The 19,807-nt window shown below is 40.7% G+C and carries 19 protein-coding genes; 18 read left to right on the top strand and 1 reads right to left on the bottom strand.

Annotated features, from left to right (window positions below):
• The first annotated feature begins 137 nt into the window (after positions 1 to 137).
• From gltX to rpmH, 3 genes are all read left to right on the top strand, one after another.
• The gene (gltX, locus tag HMPREF2728_RS05985; protein ID WP_075227342.1) at positions 138 to 1,598 is read left to right on the top strand and encodes a glutamate--tRNA ligase; all 1,461 of its coding nucleotides are present in this window, start codon (positions 138 to 140) and stop codon (positions 1,596 to 1,598) included.
• 692 nt (positions 1,599 to 2,290) lie between these two features.
• A complete protein-coding gene (locus tag HMPREF2728_RS05980; protein WP_049548208.1) occupies positions 2,291 to 3,505 on the top strand; it encodes a pyridoxal phosphate-dependent aminotransferase in 1,215 nt (404 codons plus the stop codon).
• A 144-nt stretch (positions 3,506 to 3,649) separates the two neighbouring features.
• Complete coding sequence (rpmH, locus tag HMPREF2728_RS05975; RefSeq protein ID WP_000831905.1) at positions 3,650 to 3,784, top strand: 50S ribosomal protein L34; 135 nt, start codon at positions 3,650 to 3,652, stop codon at positions 3,782 to 3,784.
• 182 nt (positions 3,785 to 3,966) lie between these two features.
• Here rpmH and HMPREF2728_RS05970 read toward each other — a convergent pair whose 3' ends face one another.
• On the bottom strand, positions 3,967 to 5,811 hold the full coding sequence (locus tag HMPREF2728_RS05970; RefSeq protein WP_075227341.1) for an APC family permease: 1,845 nt from the start codon (positions 5,809 to 5,811) through the stop codon (positions 3,967 to 3,969).
• Between the two features lie 154 nt (positions 5,812 to 5,965).
• On the opposite strand from HMPREF2728_RS05970, the gene HMPREF2728_RS05965 reads away from it, so the two are divergent.
• From HMPREF2728_RS05965 to HMPREF2728_RS05895, 15 genes are all read left to right on the top strand, one after another.
• Positions 5,966 to 6,742 (top strand): TatD family hydrolase, encoded by a 777-nt coding sequence (locus tag HMPREF2728_RS05965; protein ID WP_075227340.1) that lies wholly within the window; start codon positions 5,966 to 5,968, stop codon positions 6,740 to 6,742.
• The gene (gene rnmV / locus HMPREF2728_RS05960; RefSeq protein ID WP_075227339.1) at positions 6,739 to 7,302 is read left to right on the top strand and encodes a ribonuclease M5; all 564 of its coding nucleotides are present in this window, start codon (positions 6,739 to 6,741) and stop codon (positions 7,300 to 7,302) included. The genes HMPREF2728_RS05965 and rnmV overlap by 4 nt, the downstream gene beginning before the upstream one ends.
• A gap of 132 nt (positions 7,303 to 7,434) precedes the next feature.
• The gene (locus HMPREF2728_RS05955) at positions 7,435 to 8,862 is read left to right on the top strand and encodes an SseB family protein (protein ID WP_075227338.1); all 1,428 of its coding nucleotides are present in this window, start codon (positions 7,435 to 7,437) and stop codon (positions 8,860 to 8,862) included.
• A gap of 89 nt (positions 8,863 to 8,951) precedes the next feature.
• Complete coding sequence (locus HMPREF2728_RS05950) at positions 8,952 to 9,665, top strand: dimethyladenosine transferase (RefSeq protein ID WP_075227337.1); 714 nt, start codon at positions 8,952 to 8,954, stop codon at positions 9,663 to 9,665.
• Positions 9,666 to 9,684: 19 nt separating this feature from the next.
• A complete protein-coding gene (gene rsmA / locus HMPREF2728_RS05945) occupies positions 9,685 to 10,557 on the top strand; it encodes a 16S rRNA (adenine(1518)-N(6)/adenine(1519)-N(6))-dimethyltransferase RsmA (RefSeq protein WP_049509632.1) in 873 nt (290 codons plus the stop codon).
• A 1-nt stretch (position 10,558) separates the two neighbouring features.
• Positions 10,559 to 11,437 carry a ribosome small subunit-dependent GTPase A gene (rsgA, locus tag HMPREF2728_RS05940; RefSeq protein ID WP_075227336.1) on the top strand — a complete coding sequence of 293 codons (879 nt, stop codon included), beginning with the start codon at positions 10,559 to 10,561 and terminating at the stop codon, positions 11,435 to 11,437.
• Between the two features lie 10 nt (positions 11,438 to 11,447).
• A complete protein-coding gene (gene rpe, locus HMPREF2728_RS05935; RefSeq protein ID WP_075227335.1) occupies positions 11,448 to 12,104 on the top strand; it encodes a ribulose-phosphate 3-epimerase in 657 nt (218 codons plus the stop codon).
• Entirely contained in the window at positions 12,067 to 12,729 is a 663-nt protein-coding gene (locus HMPREF2728_RS05930; protein ID WP_075227334.1) for a thiamine diphosphokinase, read from the top strand. The genes rpe and HMPREF2728_RS05930 overlap by 38 nt, the downstream gene beginning before the upstream one ends.
• 1 nt (position 12,730) lies before the next feature.
• A complete protein-coding gene (gene rmuC / locus HMPREF2728_RS05925; protein ID WP_075227333.1) occupies positions 12,731 to 13,987 on the top strand; it encodes a DNA recombination protein RmuC in 1,257 nt (418 codons plus the stop codon).
• Positions 13,977 to 14,918 carry a 3'-5' exoribonuclease YhaM family protein gene (locus tag HMPREF2728_RS05920; protein ID WP_000703215.1) on the top strand — a complete coding sequence of 314 codons (942 nt, stop codon included), beginning with the start codon at positions 13,977 to 13,979 and terminating at the stop codon, positions 14,916 to 14,918. Before rmuC ends, HMPREF2728_RS05920 begins: the two co-directional genes overlap by 11 nt.
• 102 nt (positions 14,919 to 15,020) lie before the next feature.
• Complete coding sequence (gene purR, locus HMPREF2728_RS05915; RefSeq protein ID WP_049528290.1) at positions 15,021 to 15,845, top strand: pur operon repressor; 825 nt, start codon at positions 15,021 to 15,023, stop codon at positions 15,843 to 15,845.
• Positions 15,846 to 15,917: 72 nt separating this feature from the next.
• Positions 15,918 to 17,171: a diaminopimelate decarboxylase gene (locus tag HMPREF2728_RS05910; protein WP_049529739.1), complete on the top strand. Its 1,254-nt coding sequence runs from the start codon at positions 15,918 to 15,920 to the stop codon at positions 17,169 to 17,171.
• Positions 17,172 to 17,304: 133 nt separating this feature from the next.
• Complete coding sequence (pflA, locus tag HMPREF2728_RS05905; protein WP_001287990.1) at positions 17,305 to 18,099, top strand: pyruvate formate-lyase-activating protein; 795 nt, start codon at positions 17,305 to 17,307, stop codon at positions 18,097 to 18,099.
• A gap of 209 nt (positions 18,100 to 18,308) precedes the next feature.
• Positions 18,309 to 19,019 carry an ABC transporter ATP-binding protein gene (locus HMPREF2728_RS05900; RefSeq protein WP_060627165.1) on the top strand — a complete coding sequence of 237 codons (711 nt, stop codon included), beginning with the start codon at positions 18,309 to 18,311 and terminating at the stop codon, positions 19,017 to 19,019.
• Between the two features lies 1 nt (position 19,020).
• Positions 19,021 to 19,806: an ABC transporter permease gene (locus HMPREF2728_RS05895; protein ID WP_075227332.1), complete on the top strand. Its 786-nt coding sequence runs from the start codon at positions 19,021 to 19,023 to the stop codon at positions 19,804 to 19,806.
• Position 19,807 lies beyond the last annotated feature (1 nt).

Genomic DNA, 19,807 nt, shown 5'->3' with positions numbered 1-19,807 from the left:
CTGTCTAACTTTTGGGGTGCAGTACATTTTCCACTCTTTTTACTTTTTCTCGAAAAGAGAAATTGGACTCTGGCAAGACTTGTGATATAATATAGAGAGCAAAAAGGCAGACGCCTAGAGACTTTATAGGAGAAGATATGTCAAAAGATATTCGTGTGCGTTATGCACCAAGTCCAACAGGACTATTACACATCGGTAATGCCCGTACAGCATTGTTTAACTATTTGTATGCACGCCACCATGGTGGAACTTTTATTATCCGTATCGAAGATACTGACCGCAAACGTCATGTCGAAGACGGAGAACGTTCACAGCTTGAAAACCTTCGTTGGTTAGGCATGGACTGGGATGAAAGTCCAGAAACTCATGAAAACTACCGCCAGTCTGAGCGTTTGGAACTCTATCAAAAATATATCGACCAACTCTTAGCTGAAGGAAAAGCCTACAAGTCTTATGTGACAGAAGAAGAGTTGGGAGCAGAACGTGAACGCCAAGAAGCAGCTGGTGAAACACCTCGTTACATTAACGAATACCTTGGTATGAGCGAGGAAGAAAAAGCAGCTTATGTTGCAGAACGTGAAGCAGCAGGAATCATCCCAACGGTTCGTTTGGCAGTTAATGAGTCTGGTATCTACAAATGGCATGATATGGTCAAAGGTGATATCGAATTTGAAGGTGGCAATATCGGTGGGGACTGGGTTATCCAAAAGAAAGATGGCTACCCAACTTACAACTTTGCCGTTGTGATCGATGACCACGATATGCAAATTTCTCACGTTATCCGTGGAGATGACCACATTGCTAATACACCAAAACAACTTATGGTTTATGAGGCTCTTGGTTGGGAAGCTCCAGAGTTCGGTCACATGACCTTGATTATCAACTCTGAGACTGGTAAGAAGTTGTCTAAACGTGATACCAATACTCTTCAGTTCATCGAAGACTACCGTAAGAAGGGCTACCTGCCAGAAGCAGTCTTTAACTTTATCGCTCTTCTTGGTTGGAACCCTGGTGGGGAAGACGAAATCTTCTCTCGCGAAGAACTGATCAAACTTTTTGATGAAAACCGCCTTAGCAAGTCTCCAGCAGCTTTCGACCAAAAGAAAATGGACTGGATGAGCAATGAGTATATCAAGAATACGGATCTTGCGACCATCTTTGAAATGGCCAAACCATTCCTCGAAGCAGCAGGACGCTTGACAGATAAGGCTGAAAAATTGGTGGAACTCTACAAACCACAAATGAAGTCAGTGGATGAAATCGTTCCATTGACAGACCTCTTCTTCTCAGACTTCCCAGAATTGACAGAAGCTGAGAAAGAAGTCATGGCTGATGAAACGGTGCCAACTGTACTTGAAGCCTTCAAAGCCAAACTTGAAGCTATGTCAGAAGATGAGTTTGTGGTAGAAAATATCTTCCCACAAATCAAAGCAGTCCAAAAAGAAACAGGTATCAAAGGGAAGAATCTCTTCATGCCAATCCGTATCGCCGTTTCAGGTGAAATGCATGGTCCTGAATTGCCAGATACCATCTACTTGCTTGGACGTGAAAAATCAATTCAACACATTGAAAAAATGTTGGCTGAAATTGCGAAATAATCTGGCGAAATTAAATTTCGTTCTAGATATTTGTAGAAGTAAAATCTGAGAGAATCACCTGGTTCTCTCTTTTTTCTTGCCAAAGCAGAATCATATTCAATTAATACTCTTCGAAAATCTCTTCAAACCACGTCAGCTTTATCTGCAACCTCAAAGCCGTGCTTTGAGCAGCCTGCGGCTTTTCCTAGTTTGCTCTTTGATTTTCATTGAGTATAAATTTTTAAGTGACGCTTTAAAAAGAGTTCTTTTTATATGTACTTATTTGAAAATGCAAAAGTTTTAGTGTATAATACTAAGTGACAGGGCAAGGGAAAGAAGTCAGTGATATGGTAAAATTCTTTACAAACAGACTCGAATTAGCCCAGACATCGTCTATGTTGTTTGTTGAGTCGACTTATTTTTTCTTTGCGTTTTGCTGGACACAGGAAGAAATTCATGAGTTCATGCAACTATCATCCATAACGATGCCTTCGTTTTCGATTCGAAGTTTATATGCGAGACTTTAGATTTAGATGTATATCTTACTAGAGGTGCATATTTTTCTCTTTCTTCTCCCAAAAATAGAAAGAAATCGACCTTGCTCTGTTTACCTTGCGTTAAGCAAGGTTTTTTTGTGGAATAGTAGTGGGCGATTTACGATTTTTCTATCAAGTGGTATAATATTAACTATCCTGATGAATTGAGGAAATCAAATGAAAGAATTTAACAAATCAATCAAATTAGAGCATGTGGCTTATGATATTCGTGGACCAGTTCTTGAGGAAGCCATGCGTATGCGAGCAAATGGAGAAAAAATCCTCCGTTTGAATACAGGGAACCCAGCTGAGTTTGGTTTTACCGCACCAGATGAGGTTATCCATGATTTGATTATGAATGCGCGTGATAGTGAAGGTTATTCAGATTCAAAAGGTATCTTTTCAGCCCGCAAAGCGATTATGCAGTACTGTCAGCTCAAAAAATTCCCAAATGTAGGTATTGATGATATCTATCTTGGAAATGGTGTTAGTGAGCTAATTGTTATGTCCATGCAAGGTCTCTTGGACAATGGCGATGAAGTCTTGGTTCCAATGCCTGACTACCCACTTTGGACAGCTGCAGTTAGCTTGGCTGGAGGAAATGCCGTTCACTACGTCTGTGATGAAGAAGCTGAATGGTATCCAGACCTAGATGACATTAAGTCTAAGATTAGTTCAAATACTAAGGCTATCGTTTTAATCAATCCAAATAATCCAACGGGAGCCCTCTATCCTAAAGAACTCTTACTAGATATCATTGAGATTGCTCGTCAAAATGACTTGATTATCTTTGCGGATGAAATCTACGACCGTATGGTTATGGATGGCAATGTTCATACACCGGTAGCTAGTCTAGCACCAGATCTTTTCTGTGTCAGCATGAATGGTCTGTCTAAATCTCACCGTATCGCAGGATTCCGTGTGGGTTGGATGGTTTTGTCTGGACCTAAGAAGCATGTCAAAGGCTATATCGAAGGGCTTAATATGCTCTCAAATATGCGTCTCTGCTCTAACGTCCTAGCGCAACAAGTTGTTCAAACTTCACTAGGTGGTCACCAGTCAGTGGACGAATTGCTCTTGCCAGGTGGTCGTATCTACGAGCAAAGAAACTTCATTTATAATGCCATTCAAGATATCCCAGGTTTGTCAGCTGTTAAGCCAAAAGCGGGTCTTTATATCTTCCCTAAAATTGACCGCAATATGTATCGTATCGATGATGATGAACAATTTGTCCTTGATTTCTTGAAGCAAGAAAAAGTACTTTTGGTTCATGGACGAGGATTTAACTGGAAAGAACCAGATCACTTCCGTATCGTTTATCTGCCACGTGTAGATGAGTTAGCCCAAATTCAAGAAAAGATGACTCGTTTCTTGAAGCAGTATCGTAGATAAGGCTTTCATAGCAAAAAAGCTGGAAACATTTGCCAGAGCTATTGACAAATGCGAAAGAATCAGATAGAATAGTAAAGTATGTTTAGTAACTGATCACTTTATAGCCGGCTAAACGAATACAAAATCTATGAGGAGGTATTCATCGTGAAACGTACTTATCAACCAAGTAAACTACGTCGTGCGCGCAAACACGGATTCCGTAACCGTATGTCAACTAAAAACGGTCGTCGCGTATTGGCAGCTCGTCGTCGTAAAGGACGCAAAGTTTTGGCTGCATAATCCAAACGAATTCAACAAAGAAGTCAGTAGGAACTCGAGTCTACTGGCTTTTCTGTTGCCTAAAAAAGTGAATTTTCTAAAATACCTTTTTTAGAATAAAAACTTCAGCAGATGTATTGGAAAGACAGTATATAGAAAAAAGCTCAAAATCAGAAGGTGAATTTCTGATTTTGAGCTTTTCTTTATTCTTTCAAATGATAAGAGTAGCTAGCAACGACGACATCTTCGTGCCATCTGAGAGCATATTTCAATTTGAGGCTCATTTGATTGTGGAGGATATTTTGCCAAGGTTTGTTAGGGATAAATTGGGGTACTAGAACTGTAACTGTGTAGTTCTTTTTCTTGGCTTCTTGAGAGATTTTTCGAACATAGCGAACGGTAGGTGTGATGATATCGCGATAGCTAGTAGTAATGTTTTTTAGAGTGATATTTGGGAAGTAGTCGGCAAATTCTTGGAGGATTTCTTGGTCTTTTTCCTCTGTTTCTTTGGTGGAAATGTGCATGGCCAAAACCTCATCTCCAATACTTTGAGCATAGTTAATCGCTCCAACGCTGACTCGAGTAACATTTCCTACTAAGACAAGGACGACATTGCCATCGTAGGTTTTCTTTTGAATTCCTTCATAAAGTCGAAGCTGTTTGGCCACTTTTTGGTAATGACTGTGGATGGACAAGAAGAGGAAGGTTAGGACCAGGATAATAGGGAAGAATGGCCAGATATCTCCAAGTCTGAAGAAGAGTAAGATAAGAACGATAGCGTAACAAATGGTGGCTCCGAGGATATTTGCAAAAGCTGACTTCAAGAATTGAGAACCTTTTTCTTTTTTCCAGTGGCGAATCATCCCTGTTTGAGAAAGAGCAAAGGGGACGAAAACTCCGATTGTATAGAGAGGGATCAAGCGTTCTGTATTTCCGTTAAAAATGAGCAGAAGGATCATGGCGCCAAAGGCTAAGGTCAAAATACCGTTTGAATAACCAAGGCGGTCTCCTTTTTCCATAAAGAGATGGGGCATGTATTTGTTCTTAGCCATATTGTAAGCCAACATCGGAAAGGCAGAAAAACCAGTATTTGCAGCTACGGCAAGGATGAGGGCTGTTGAAAATTGGAAGAGATAATAAACAACTTGACCGAGAGCTGAATCCCCTAAAATTCCTTTAGCCATCTGTGAAAGGATTGTTTCTCCGTGTTGAGGAGTAATCCCCATCCAGTAGTTTAGGAAGGTAATTCCTGCAAAGAGAAATCCAAGAATAAGAGACATGATGGTCAGTGTTTGAGCTGCATTCTTTTCTTTTGGGGTCTTGAAAAATGGAACAGCATTTGAGATAGCTTCAACTCCAGTTAGTGAAGCTGAACCGCTGGTAAAGGCTCTTAAAATCAGGACGATTGAGAGACTCGGGACAGTTTGACCAATTGCAGAAGTTGCATGATAGCTGAGAGAACCAGTCAATAGTTGGAAGATACCAAACAATAAGAGGAAGACCGTGCTAAAGATAAAGAGATAGACAGGGATCATCAGAGAACTAGCAGATTCCCTCAAGCCTCGCAGATTCAAAAGCATGAGCAAACATACTAGAAAAATGGAGATGTGGAGGTTATAAGGATGGAGGACAGGAAGTGCAGCTGTGATCGCATCAGCTCCTGCAGCCACCGATACGGCTACTGTCAGCATGTAGTCAACAAGTAGACTTCCCCCAGTAATCAAACCTAACTCAGGGGAGAGGTTTTCTCGAGTAACCATATAGGCACCTCCACCTTGAGGGTAGGCATGGATGATTTGTCGGTAAGAAATGGTTAGACTAGCAAGTAGCAAGAGGACAAAAATGCCGATAGGGAGACTCCACCAAATAGCGAGGGGAGAAAGACTAGCCAAGACAAGGACGACCTGCTCAGGTCCATAGGCGATAGATGAAAGGGCATCGCTTGAGAGCATTGCAAGTGCCTGTGTTTTTCCAAGTAGCCCTCCCTCGCCTTCAGTTAAGGACTTAAGGGGACGACCAATAAAGGTATATTTTAATTTCGTAAACATTTTCTTTCCTTTTCTGAAAATTTCAACAAGAGTTATTATACTGCTATGAAAATAAGTCGTCAAGAAAAAGTGAGTGATTTTAAAATATTTTTTCCTATAAGGATAAGAGCAGTTTTTTGGTATAATAGAAGGTAGAAAAAACGAGGGAATATACATGATTTTTGATACACATACCCACTTGAATGTGGAAGAATTTTCAGGAAGAGAAGCAGAAGAAATAGCCTTAGCAGCTGAAATGGGTGTGACTCGGATGAATATTGTTGGATTTGATAAACCGACCATTGAACGAGCCTTGGAATTGGTGGAAGAATATGACCAACTTTATGCGACGATTGGTTGGCATCCGACAGAAGCAGGGACTTATACAGAAGACGTTGAGAAATACCTGTTGGACAAGCTCAAACATCCTAAAGTTGTTGCCTTGGGTGAGATTGGTTTGGACTATCACTGGATGACAGCCCCTAAAGAAGTGCAGGAGCAAGTTTTCCGTCGTCAGATTCAGCTATCTAAGGAATTAGATTTACCTTTTGTGGTTCACACCCGTGATGCGCTTGAAGATACCTATGAGATTATCAAAAGTGAGGGAGTCGGTCCCCGTGGTGGCATCATGCATTCCTTCTCTGGTTCCCTGGAATGGGCTGAAAAGTTTGTGGAGCTTGGCATGACTATTTCATTTTCTGGAGTGGTGACCTTTAAAAAAGCGACAGACATTCAGGACGCTGCTAAAGAGTTACCTTTGGATAAAATTTTAGTAGAAACAGATGCCCCTTATTTAGCCCCTGTACCCAAGCGTGGTCGCGAAAACAAGACAGCTTACACGCGCTATGTAGTGGACTTTATTGCAGACTTACGTGGTCTGACGACAGAAGAAATAGCTGCTGTGACAAGTGCAAATGCGGAACGAATCTTTGGATTGGAACGTAAATTATGAAAAAGAAAATTTCCCAAGTCATTGTAGTCGAAGGGCGTGATGATACGGCCAATCTCAAACGTTATTTTGATGTGGAGACCTATGAGACTCGTGGCTCTGCTATCAATGAGCAAGATCTTGAACGTATCCAACGTCTACACCAACGTCATGGGGTGATTGTCTTTACAGATCCTGACTTTAATGGGGAACGCATTCGTCGTTTGATTATGACGGCTGTTCCAACAGTTCAACACGCCTTTCTCAAGCGATATGAAGCAGTGCCAAAATCCAAGACCAAAGGACGTTCCCTAGGAATCGAACATGCCAGTTATGAAGACTTGAAAACAGCGCTGGAACAAGTCACAGAGCAATTTGAAGCAGAAAGCGACTTTGACATTAGCCGTAGTGACTTGATTCGTCTTGGGTTTCTAGCAGGCGCAGATAGCCGAAAACGCAGAGAATATCTAGGAGAAAGCCTTCGTATTGGTTATTCCAATGGGAAACAACTTCTCAAGCGTTTAGAATTATTTGGCATCAGTTTAGCTGAAGTTGAAGATGCCATGAAATCGTATGAGAATTGAGAAACCGTCCCAAAATGTAGGGGGAATATGATACAATGGAAGTAATCATATACGGTTTAATCAGGCTTGATAGCAAGCATTAGAAAAGTGCTCCACGGGATTAGCCTTGTGTGGAGTTAATGAGGAAAAGTTATGGGAATCTTTGATTTTTTAAAAAAGACGGAAACTGCAGAAGAAACTGAAATCACTGAAGCACAGAAAGAAACAGAAGAATCTAAAAACAATGCATGTATTGGTGTTCTAGATTTGTTCCCGCTGAAGGAAACGAATCAATTATTGATTGTTGGGAGTCTAGAAGGTAGTCTCAAGGTTGGAGATCAGTTGCAGTTTTGCAATCCCGACCAAGGAATGGAAAGTCTTGGTAGTGTAGAGGTTAAAAAACTCAGCAGTCAGAATAAGGATGCAGATAGTCTAACTGATGAAGTTCTTGCCCATCTAGTGGTTGATAGGATTCCTTCTTTGGATAAACTGAAAAAAGGAAGTGTGCTCTTTAGTTCGGGTGTTGATGAAGAGCAAAAATTATCTAGCTATTCAGATGCTCTTTATCGTGCTTTTGTAGCCATTCAAGAAGGTCAATTGACTAATGAAGACTATTTAGCAGCTAGTCTTGATGATAGCGTAGAGATTTTACGCCTCTTTTTATGGAAATGCCGTCAAAATCAGGAAACTGAAAGTGAAGAAAGCTATCAAGCTAACACCCGCAAGTTGGAGCGTCTAGCAGAAATTGTCAAGGATAAGTTGTTAGCAGCAGATTCAGTTTATGCAGTTTTCTCAGAAAAAACAGGCGAACCCTATCTTTTCTCAACGACCTATGACAGGGGAGAAGAGGGGTATCTCTGTACGGATCCCATGATCATGCTTTTGACGCCATCTTGGTATCGCCAATTCAAGGAAACCATTGATAGTCGACCAAACTCTGTCGTAAAACTGATTGAAAATACGGAAGATAAAAAAGGGATTGAGAATTTCCTTGGAACAGCCTTTTACTTAAATGGTGCCTTGGGAACAATCTTTAATTCCAAGGAAGTCAGCATCAGTGCCTCGGCCTTGGTTCAAAAACCAGATTATTCTAATTTGCCAGAAATACAAGTTCCTGTAATGAATCCTGACTTGGTAAGATGGATGCTGTTGATGGGGCAACTGGATAGTCCGACGACAGAAGATGAAGAAGTAATTTATAAGCTCTATTATAAGTTCTTTTCAGAAGCTATGCCGAAAGCAAAATTTCTAATTCCTTTAGATGCGGCTTCGGAATTTAAGGGCGATAGTCAGGAAGGAAATTCCTTCGTTTTAGAAAAAGATTCTAGTTTCAACATTCCGGTTAAAGAAGGAAAAGATGGGCGAAACTCTGTGCCGGTATTTACTGATTGGAAACGCCTGCGAATGGTCTTTGATGAAAAGTGGAATGGCATGATTGAAGAAGCAGGAGGCATGATTGAAGTTTTTGACTATGCCATTAATCCAACGGAATACTATGAAGCAGGTGCCTATGTTAGTCTAACAGCTTTTAAAGAGATGCAAGAGCTCAGTAAGGAACTAGAAGGCAGAGCTAAAGATTAGAGAGTTTCTTAACATTGGGAAACTATATAGTTTTATCTACATCCTACTTGAACCACCAACCTTTTTCAAAGATTGTGAAAGGAAATGATATGGCAAATAGAAGTTATATTTACTTAAAAAACGAAGATGAAGCTCGTATTCTAACAGAGGGAATTTACACAATACCCTATTTTTGGCAATTGTTTTGGGATGAAGAAGATTTAAAATCTCCTATTGCTCTCTGGGAAACAGCAGAAAAACTGGAAGAAGATGAAGAGCAAGCAGAAAGATTTTACCAAGAGCAGAATGTAGATATCTTGCTTTCTATTGAAAAATTCCAGCAGAATGCCCTCAAAAACCGATCTTTTTTAGAAGAGAATGCCCCGCAATCCGTGCAACTATATGATGACTTTGTCCGTTATATTCTTGCAAACATAAAAGATGGTGATGTGCTCGGATTTGATCTTTTAGATGTTGTTTTTATGGACCAAGTGTCTGTTGTTTCTGCTAAACTGTTAAAAAATATACGGGCTATTCGGGAAAATCAACCCAAAGATTTAGATTTTTCTTTGACAGAAGAGAACTTAATTGGTCTTGCTATGGGCTTTCCTGATTATTATGCTTCAGAATTATTGCCAGAAGACAATATTCTAGATTCGGTTGCCTATCAGGATGAACTGAAGAAAACGAACCCCCAAGAAGATAAGAAAGTGCATGATATGACTGGATCTGATTCAAAAGGGAACAAGTCTCGTGTTCTTTTAGTGTTTTGGATTTTGTTGGCACTAGGAATTATGTGGGTTTTATATATTATTTTTAGCTAATAAATAGAAAAGAGAATAAATGAGAATTGCAGATTATAGCGTGACCAAGGCAGTGCTGGAACGTCACGGTTTTACCTTTAAAAAATCCTTCGGGCAAAATTTCTTGACCGATACTAATATCCTTCAAAAAATTGTGGATACGGCTGAGATTGATGACCAGGTCAATGTCATTGAGATCGGGCCGGGTATTGGTGCTTTGACGGAATTTTTGGCTGAGCGTGCAGCTGAAGTTATGGCCTTTGAGATTGACCATCGCTTGGTACCAATCCTAGCTGATACCTTACGTGATTTTGACAATGTGACCGTAGTCAACGAGGACATTCTCAAAGTTGACTTGGCGCAACATATCCAGAATTTCAAAAATCCTGATTTGCCAATCAAGGTAGTAGCCAACTTGCCTTACTATATCACGACACCTATTCTCATGCACTTGATTGAAAGTGGCATTCCTTTTAGTGAGTTTGTGGTCATGATGCAAAGAGAAGTGGCGGATCGTATCTCTGCTCAACCAAATACCAAGGCTTACGGTAGCTTGTCGATTGCCGTTCAGTATTACATGACAGCTAAGGTTGCCTTTATTGTGCCTCGTACGGTCTTTGTGCCAGCACCAAATGTGGATTCAGCTATCCTGAAAATGGTACGTCGCCCAGAACCGGCTGTAGCAGTAAAAGATGAGAACTTCTTCTTTAAGGTTTCCAAGGCTAGTTTCACCCATCGTCGTAAGACCTTGTGGAATAATCTGACAGGTTACTTTGGCAAGACTGAGGAAGTCAAGGATAAGCTGACCAAGGCTTTGGACCAAGCAGGTTTGTCACCAAGTGTACGTGGTGAAGCTCTTGGCTTAGAAGAATTTGCCAGTCTAGCAGATGCGCTTAAAGGACAAGGACTCTAGGATGCAGGGACAAATTATTAAAGCTTTGGCCGGTTTCTACTATGTGGAAAGTGAGGGTCAGGTTTATCAAACACGCGCGCGTGGGAATTTCCGTAAAAAAGGTCATACGCCCTATGTTGGAGACTGGGTAGATTTTTCTGCGGAGGAAAATTCCGAAGGCTATATTCTCAAGATTCATGAACGAAAAAATAGTCTGGTTCGCCCACCAATCGTCAATATTGACCAAGCTGTGGTTATCATGTCGGTCAAAGAGCCTGACTTTAATAGCAACTTATTGGATCGGTTCTTGGTTCTTTTGGAGCACAAGGGCATTCATCCTATCGTCTATATTTCCAAAATGGACTTACTAGAGGATAGGGGAGAGCTGGATTTTTACGAGAAAACCTATGATGCTATTGGTTACGACTTTGTGACGAGTAAAGAAGAACTTTTACCCTTGTTGACAGGCAAGGTTACAGTCTTTATGGGGCAGACAGGTGTTGGAAAGTCAACTTTGCTTAATAAAATTGCACCAGATCTCAATCTCGAAACAGGAGAAATCTCAGATAGCCTGGGTCGTGGTCGCCATACTACTCGAGCTGTTAGTTTTTACAATCTCAATGGTGGGAAAATCGCAGATACACCAGGTTTTTCATCGCTAGATTATGAAGTATCGACGTCAGAAGACCTCAACCAGGCCTTCCCAGAGATTGCTAGTGTCAGTCGTGATTGTAAGTTTCGTACCTGTACTCATACCCATGAGCCATCTTGCGCGGTTAAACCTGCAGTAGAAGAGGGCATCATTGCCACCTTCCGTTTTGACAACTACCTGCAATTCCTCAGTGAGATTGAAAATCGTAGAGAAACCTATAAAAAAGTCAGCAAAAAAATTCCAAAATAAGGAGAAACCTATGTCTCAATACAAGATTGCTCCGTCAATTCTGGCAGCAGATTATGCCAACTTTGAACGTGAAATTAAACGCCTAGAAGCAACTGGGGCAGAATACGCCCATATCGATATCATGGATGGTCACTTTGTACCTCAGATCAGCTTTGGTGCAGGTGTAGTCGAAAGTCTTCGTCCTCATAGCAAGATGGTCTTTGATTGCCATTTGATGGTATCAAATCCCGAACATCATTTAGAAGACTTTGCACGTGCAGGTGCAGACATCATCAGCATCCATGCAGAAGCAACACCTCATATCCATGGGGCCCTTCAAAAAATTCGTTCTCTTGGTGTCAAACCTTCAGTCGTCATTAATCCTGGTACACCTGTTGAGGTGATTAAGCATGTGCTACACTTAGTTGACCAAGTATTAGTCATGACAGTTAACCCTGGATTTGGTGGGCAAGCCTTTCTGCCAGAAACCATGGATAAGGTACGTGAATTGGCTGCCCTTCGTGAGGAAAAAGGATTGAATTTTGAAATTGAAGTGGATGGTGGGATTGATGATCATACCATAGCTCAAGCCAAAGAAGCTGGCGCCACAGTCTTTGTAGCAGGGTCCTATGTCTTTAAGGGAGATGTCAATGAACGAGTGCAAGCTCTCAGAAAAGAACTGGACTAGGGTTGCAGTTTTTGCTGGTGGAGACCGTGGTCACTATCGAACAGATTTTGATTGCTATGTCGGTGTGGATCGAGGCTCGCTTTGGGTACTAGAGAAAAAACTTCCTCTTGCTCTTGCAGTTGGGGATTTTGATTCTGTGACTGTAGAAGAACGGCAGTTGATTCAAGCGAATGCCCAGCACTTTGTCCAAGCCCAGCCAGAAAAAGATGATACGGATCTGGAACTAGCGCTTTTAACGATTTTTGAAAAAAGTCCTCAAGCTCAGGTTACTATTTTTGGTGCCCTAGGTGGTCGCATTGACCATATGTTAGCTAATGTCTTTCTACCCAGCAATCTTAAATTGGCGCCCTATATGCGTCAAATAGAGATTGAGGATGGACAAAATTTGATTCGTTACTGTCCAGAAGGAACCAGTCAACTTGAACCACGTTCAGACTATGATTACCTTGCTTTTATGCCTGTGAGGGATAGTCGTTTGACAATACTCGGTGCCAAGTATGAACTGACAGAGGAGAATTTTTTCTTTAAGAAAGTTTACGCTTCTAACGAATATATAGATAGGGAAGTGTCAGTGACTTGCCCAGATGGCTATGTGGTTGTGCTGCATAGTAAGGACAGGAGGTAGGATGGAAAGTTTACTTGTTGTTTTATTAGTTGCTAATCTAGCCGGCCTCTTTCTTATTTGGCAAAGGCAGGACAAGCAGGAAAAATATCTGACCAAGAGCTTGGAGGATCAGGCAGATAACCTATCAGACCAGCTAGATTATCGATTTGAACAAGCTCGACAAGCTAGTCAGCTGGATCAAAAAAATCTTGAAGTGGCTGTCAGTGATCGTTTGCAGGAGGTGCGGATTGAATTGCACCAGGGTCTGACACAGGTGCGCCAAGAGATGAACGAAAACCTTCTCCAAACCAGAGATAAGACTGACCAACGATTACAGGCCTTGCAGGAGTCAAATGAGCAACGCTTGGAACAGATGCGCCAAACGGTCGAGGAAAAGCTAGAAAAGACCTTGCAGACACGCTTGCAGGCCTCCTTCGAGACGGTTTCTAAACAACTGGAATCTGTCAATCGAGGTCTGGGTGAAATGCAAACTGTTGCGCGAGATGTCGGTGCGCTAAATAAAGTTCTTTCTGGAACTAAAACGCGAGGAATTCTAGGTGAATTACAACTGGGGCAGATTATTGAAGACATCATGACGCCTACCCAGTATGAACGAGAATTTGCAACGGTTGAAAACTCTAGTGAACGTGTGGAATACGCCATCAAGTTGCCTGGACAAGGTGACCAGGAATATGTCTATCTACCAATCGACTCTAAGTTTCCACTGGCGGATTATTACCGTCTGGAAGAAGCCTATGAAGCAGGTGACAAGGAGGAAATCGAGCGCTGCCGTAAGTCTCTCTTAGCAAGCGTCAAGCGTTTTGCTAAGGATATTAAGAGCAAGTATCTGGCGCCACCTCGGACAACCAATTTTGGAGTCTTGTTTATTCCGACAGAAGGACTCTATTCAGAAATTGTTCGAAATCCGATTTTCTTTGATGATTTGAGACGGGAGGAGCAAATTATCGTTGCAGGTCCAAGTACCTTGTCGGCTCTTCTTAACTCCCTATCGGTTGGTTTCAAGACTCTAAACATTCAAAAAAGTGCCGACCATATTAGTAAAACCCTAGCTAGTGTCAAAACCGAATTTGGCAAGTTTGGTGGGATTCTGGTTAAGGCACAAAAACATCTCCAACATGCCTCTGGCAATATTGATGATTTATTAAACCGTCGTACTACAGCTATCGAGCGAACGCTTCGTCACATTGAGTTATCAGAAGGTGAGCCTGCGCTTGATTTGCTCCAATTCCAAGAAGATGAGGAAGAATATGAAGATTAGTCACATGAAGAAAGATGAGCTTTTTGAAGGCTTTTACCTGATCAAGTCAGCTGACCTGAGACAGACACGTGCTGGGAAAAACTACCTAGCCTTCACCTTCCAAGATGATAGTGGAGAAATCGAAGGGAAGCTCTGGGATGCTCAACCCCACAATGTTGAAACCTTTACAGCAGGGAAAGTAGTCCACATGCAAGGTCGTCGTGAAGTGTACAACAATACCCCTCAGGTTAATCAAATCACCCTTCGCTTACCACAACCTGGCGAACCAAATGACCCAGCGGACTTCAAGGTTAAATCTCCAGTAGATGCCAAAGAGATTCGTGAGTATATGGCGCAGATGATTTTTAAAATTGAAAATCCAATTTGGCAGCGAATTGTTCGAAATCTCTACACCAAGTATGACAAGGAATTCTACTCTTATCCAGCTGCTAAGACCAACCATCATGCTTTTGAAACAGGTCTTGCTTATCATACTGCCACTATGGTTCGTTTGGCAGAAGCAATTGCAGATATTTATCCTCAGCTCAATAAGAGCTTGCTCTATGCGGGAATTATGTTGCACGACCTTGCCAAGGTTATTGAGTTGACAGGTCCTGACCAGACAGAGTACACAGTAAGAGGAAACCTTATCGGTCATATCGCTCTGATTGATAGCGAAATTACCAAAGCGGTAATGGAACTTGGCATTGATGATACCAGAGAAGAAGTTGTACTTCTTCGCCATGTCATTCTCAGTCATCATGGTCTCCTTGAGTATGGTAGTCCAGTTCGTCCTCGAGTGATGGAAGCAGAAATTATTCATATGATTGATAATTTGGATGCCAGCATGATGATGATGACAACAGCTTTGGCCCTTGTTGATGAGGGAGAAATGACCAATAAAGTCTTTGCTATGGACAATCGTTCCTTCTACAAGCCGAAATTAGACTAGAAACTAAAAAAATGAACTTTATTTAGGCAATAAAGTTCGTTTTTTTGCTTTAGTGTGATATAATGAGAAAAAGACTAAATAAAAAAGAATGGTAAAAATATAATGAAATTAAGAAGAAGTGATCGGATGGTTGTCATTTCCAATTACTTGATTAACAATCCATACAAATTAACCAGTCTCAACACTTTTGCGGAAAAGTATGAATCTGCCAAATCGTCTATTTCTGAAGATATCGTCATCATTAAGCGTGCTTTCGAAGAAATTGAAATCGGTCATATTCAAACGGTGACAGGTGCTGGTGGTGGTGTTATTTTTACACCATCGATCTCTACCCTTGAGTCTAAAACGATTATCGAAGAGCTTCGTGATAAACTTTCAGAGAGTGACCGTATTCTTCCAGGTGGCTACATTTATTTATCTGACCTATTGAGCACTCCAGCTATTTTGAAAAATATCGGTCGCATTATTGCTAAGAGCTTTATGGATCAGAAGATTGATGCCGTTATGACGGTAGCGACCAAAGGGGTTCCGCTTGCGAACGCGGTAGCAAATGTCCTCAACGTACCATTTGTCATTGTCCGTCGCGACTTGAAAATCACTGAAGGTTCAACTGTTAGTGTCAACTATGTTTCAGGTTCTAGTGACCGTATCGAAAAGATGTTCCTTTCAAAACGTAGCCTCAAAGCAGGAAGCCGTGTCTTGATCGTCGATGACTTCTTGAAGGGTGGAGGAACCATTAACGGGATGATTAGCCTCTTGTCTGAGTTTGATTCAGAGTTGGCTGGAGTAGCCGTCTTTGCTGATAATGCACAGGAAGACCGTGAACAACAGTTCGACTACAAGTCACTCTTGAGAGTCACGAACATTGATGTGAAGAACCAACAAATTGCTGTTGAAGTTGGAAATATCTTCGATACAGAAAAATAAGAATTGACTTGAAATACAAAGGTTGGAACTTTCGTCCCAGCCTTTCTTTGATAATGAATATGAAGGAGTCCTATGAAAACACCATTTATTAAACGTGAAGCCTTAGAAAAGATTGTTGGGGAGTTTCCAACCCCTTTTCACCTCTACGATGAAAAAGGGATTCGCGAGAAAGCACGAGCAGTAAACAAAGCCTTTTCTTGGAATAAGGGCTTTAAAGAATACTTCGCAGTTAAGGCAACGCCAACTCCAGCCATCTTGAAAATCTTACAAGAAGAAGGATGTGGAGTGGATTGTTCCAGTTATGTTGAACTTTTGATGAGTCATAAACTAGGATTTACCGGTTCTGATATGATGTTCTCATCTAACAATACCCCAGATAGAGAATATACCTATGCTCGTGAATTAGGTGCGACGATTAATTTAGATGCCTTTGAAGATATCGAGCATTTGGAACGTGCAGCAGGTATTCCCGAAATCATCTCTTGCCGTTACAATCCTGGTGGAGTATTTGAACTGGGTACGGATATTATGGATAATCCTGGTGAAGCTAAGTTCGGGATGACTAAGGAACAGCTTTTTGAAGCCTTTGCCATCTTGAAAGAAAAGGGAGCTAAAACCTTTGGGATTCATTCCTTCCTAGCTTCCAATACAGTGACCCATCTCTACTATCCAGAATTAGCACGTCAGCTTTTTGAATTGGCAGTCGAAATCAAGGAAAAGTTAGGTATTTCACTGGACTTTATCAATCTTTCTGGAGGTATCGGTGTTAACTACCGCCCAGATCAAGAGCCTAATGATATCGCTTTGATTGGTGAGGGAGTTCGTCAGGTTTATGAAGAAGTCCTCACGCCAGCAGGACTTGGTCAGGTTAAGATCTTTACAGAACTAGGGCGCTTTATGTTGGCACCTCATGGAATTTTAGTCACAAAAGTAACTCATAAAAAGAAAACCTACCGTACATATCTAGGAGTAGATGCCTCAGCTGTCAACCTGATGAGACCAGCTATGTATGGTGCCTATCACCACATCACCAATATGATGCATCCTGATGGTCAGACTGAAGTGGTTGATGTTGTTGGTTCTCTTTGTGAAAACAACGACAAGTTTGCAGTTAATCGTGAACTACCTCAAACAGAAATTGGTGATTTGTTAGTCATTCATGATACAGGTGCGCATGGCTTCTCTATGGGTTACCAGTACAATGCCAAGCTTCGTTCGGCAGAAATTCTATATACAGAGGATGGTGGAGCACGCTTGATCCGCCGAGCAGAGCGACCAGAGGACTATTTTGCGACTCTCTATGGCTTTGATTTTGACAAGGATTAATAAATATTTTGAAAATCATGAAAGTTGAAAGTGAAAAACAGATTGTTTTCTAAAAAATAGGCAAAATCTGTGGTTTTTCTTTTCAGTCATGGTATAATAAAAACTATAAAACGTTTTCAAGGAAGGTAACGATATGTCTGAGGAAATAATTGACTATGGACAAGTGACAGGAATGGTGCATTCGACAGAGAGTTTTGGGGCGGTAGATGGCCCTGGAATTCGTTTTATTGTCTTTTTGCAAGGCTGTCAGATGCGTTGCCAATATTGCCATAACCCAGATACTTGGGCTATGGAAACAAATAAATCTCGTGTACGAACAGTAGATGATGTTCTAGAAGAAGCGCTTCGTTATCGTGGTTTCTGGGGTGACAAGGGAGGTATTACAGTCAGTGGAGGAGAAGCCCTCTTGCAGATTGATTTCTTGATTGCCCTCTTTACTAAGGCAAAGGAAAAAGGTATCCACTGTACCTTGGATACTTGTGCCCTTCCATTCCGTAACAAACCACGCTATCTAGAAAAGTTCAACAAGTTAATGGCCGTGACAGACTTGGTTCTCCTTGATATCAAGGAAATCAACGAAGCACAACACAAGATTGTAACCAGTCAAACCAATAAAAACATCTTGGCCTGTGCTCAGTACTTGTCAGAAATCGGTAAACCTGTTTGGATTCGTCACGTTCTTGTACCTGGATTGACAGACAGAGATGAGGATTTGATTGAACTTGGTAAGTTTGTAAAAACTCTCAAAAATGTTGATAAGTTTGAAATCTTGCCTTACCACACCATGGGTGAGTTCAAGTGGCGTGAACTTGGGATTCCATATTCCCTTGAAGGAGTTAAACCTCCAACAGCAGATCGCGTCAAGAATGCTAAGGAACTAATGGATACAGAAAGCTATCAAGATTACATGAAACGTGTACATGGATAAAAAAGAAGCCTGATGGAAACATCGGGCTTTTAAGTTTACACAAATAAATATAGATAAGACTAAATTAAACAAAATAAAATAAAATTTTTATGAGTTATATGACAGTACAGATTTTACAAAGATTTAAAATTCTGAAAAAAATCCGAAAATTATTGGTTAATATATACTTGTTTAAAACGATAAAACAAAAAATTGAACAGGAGACATCTATGGAACAAAGTATTGCCATTAAAAATCTATGTAAGTCATATGGTCAAACTCAAATTTTAAAAGATATTTCTTTTGAAGCAAAAGCAGGTAGAGTAACTGCTTTCCTAGGTCCAAATGGAGCTGGTAAAAGTTCAACCTTACGTATTTTATTAGGATTAGACAAAGCAACATCTGGACTTACCAAAATTGGAGATCAAACTTATAAGGAATTAAAATTTCCTCTAAAGACTGTAGGAGCTTCATTTGACAGTGTAGGTGCTCCTGATGATCGGACTGTTTATCAACATTTGAAAATTGTTGCTGCTAGTAATGGGATATCCAGTCAGCGAATTGATCAAGTCTTGGATATGGTGGATATTAGCCATAAGAAAAAATCTAAAATTGGGAAATTATCATTAGGAGAAGGACAACGTTTGGGGATTGCAACAGCTCTATTAGGAAATCCTCAGTATCTGATATTGGATGAACCGACAAATGGGTTAGATCCAAGAGGAATTCGGTGGTTTAGAGAGTTTATAAAAAAACAAGCTCAAGAAGGGAAGACCGTCTTACTGTCATCTCATATATTATCGGAAGTGGAAGCAGTAACAGATGATGTAGTTATCATAAATAAAGGCAAAGTTCTTATAAAAGGGACTTTACAAGAAGTGATGAAAAATCTTTCTTCACTAGAGGAAGTCTTCTTTAGTTTAACAGAGGGAGGGAAGTGACATGGGACTTATTTACTCTCTTCATTCTGAAATCTTGAAATTACTTTATAAGAGAGCTACTCATATTGTACTATTCTTGATACTGGTATTTCAAACGTTTTTAGCAAATATTGGTGCTTCTCAAATTGTTTCAGTTGGTATCCATGCTACACCAGAGGCAACCCCAGAGTTAGTAGAAGCTATTCCACCTATTGAATTTTTAGGATTTGATGTTACTCTAGTTGGCATTTTTTTTATGATTATCTTAGGCTCAATCTACGGAGCTGAAGAGTATAAAGGCTCTGCTATTCGCACAAGCCTCCTCTCTAATCCGAGTCGAATTACTCTCCTAGTTTCAAAGACATTAATTTGGCTGGTATTTTCTTTTGTCATTTCCTTCCTATCAATATTTCTGACGATTAACATGACACATTATGTTTTAGGACAAGATGGTTTATTGCTTTTTTCACTAAATGGGACAGTTTGGTTCTATATGTTTTTGGACAGTATAGCTTGGACATTGTTGGGGTTTTTAGCCTATATTCTAGCTTTAACATTTAAAAAAGCCCTTGTTCCCCTATTGTTTTTGCTTCCTCAAGTCTACAATTTAGGAACATTCTTAGCCGACCATATATCAATTGCAAAATTTCTTCCAGTTTCATTGAGCTATGGACTGATTGCTACATCTCCTCAAATGTTAGAACAGAATAGTTTACAAAATATTTTGCTTTTACTATGTTGGAATTTGTCATTCTTGGCTTTGGCAATCTACCGATTACTTCAGTCAGATATCGGAGGAGGTGAGTAAG

Origin of the sequence: Streptococcus sp. HMSC061D10, assembly GCF_001808865.1 — a bacterium.
Lineage (GTDB): Bacteria > Bacillota > Bacilli > Lactobacillales > Streptococcaceae > Streptococcus.
The sequence above is the reverse complement of the archived record's forward strand: the minus strand, read 5'-3'. Positions and strand labels throughout refer to the sequence as shown.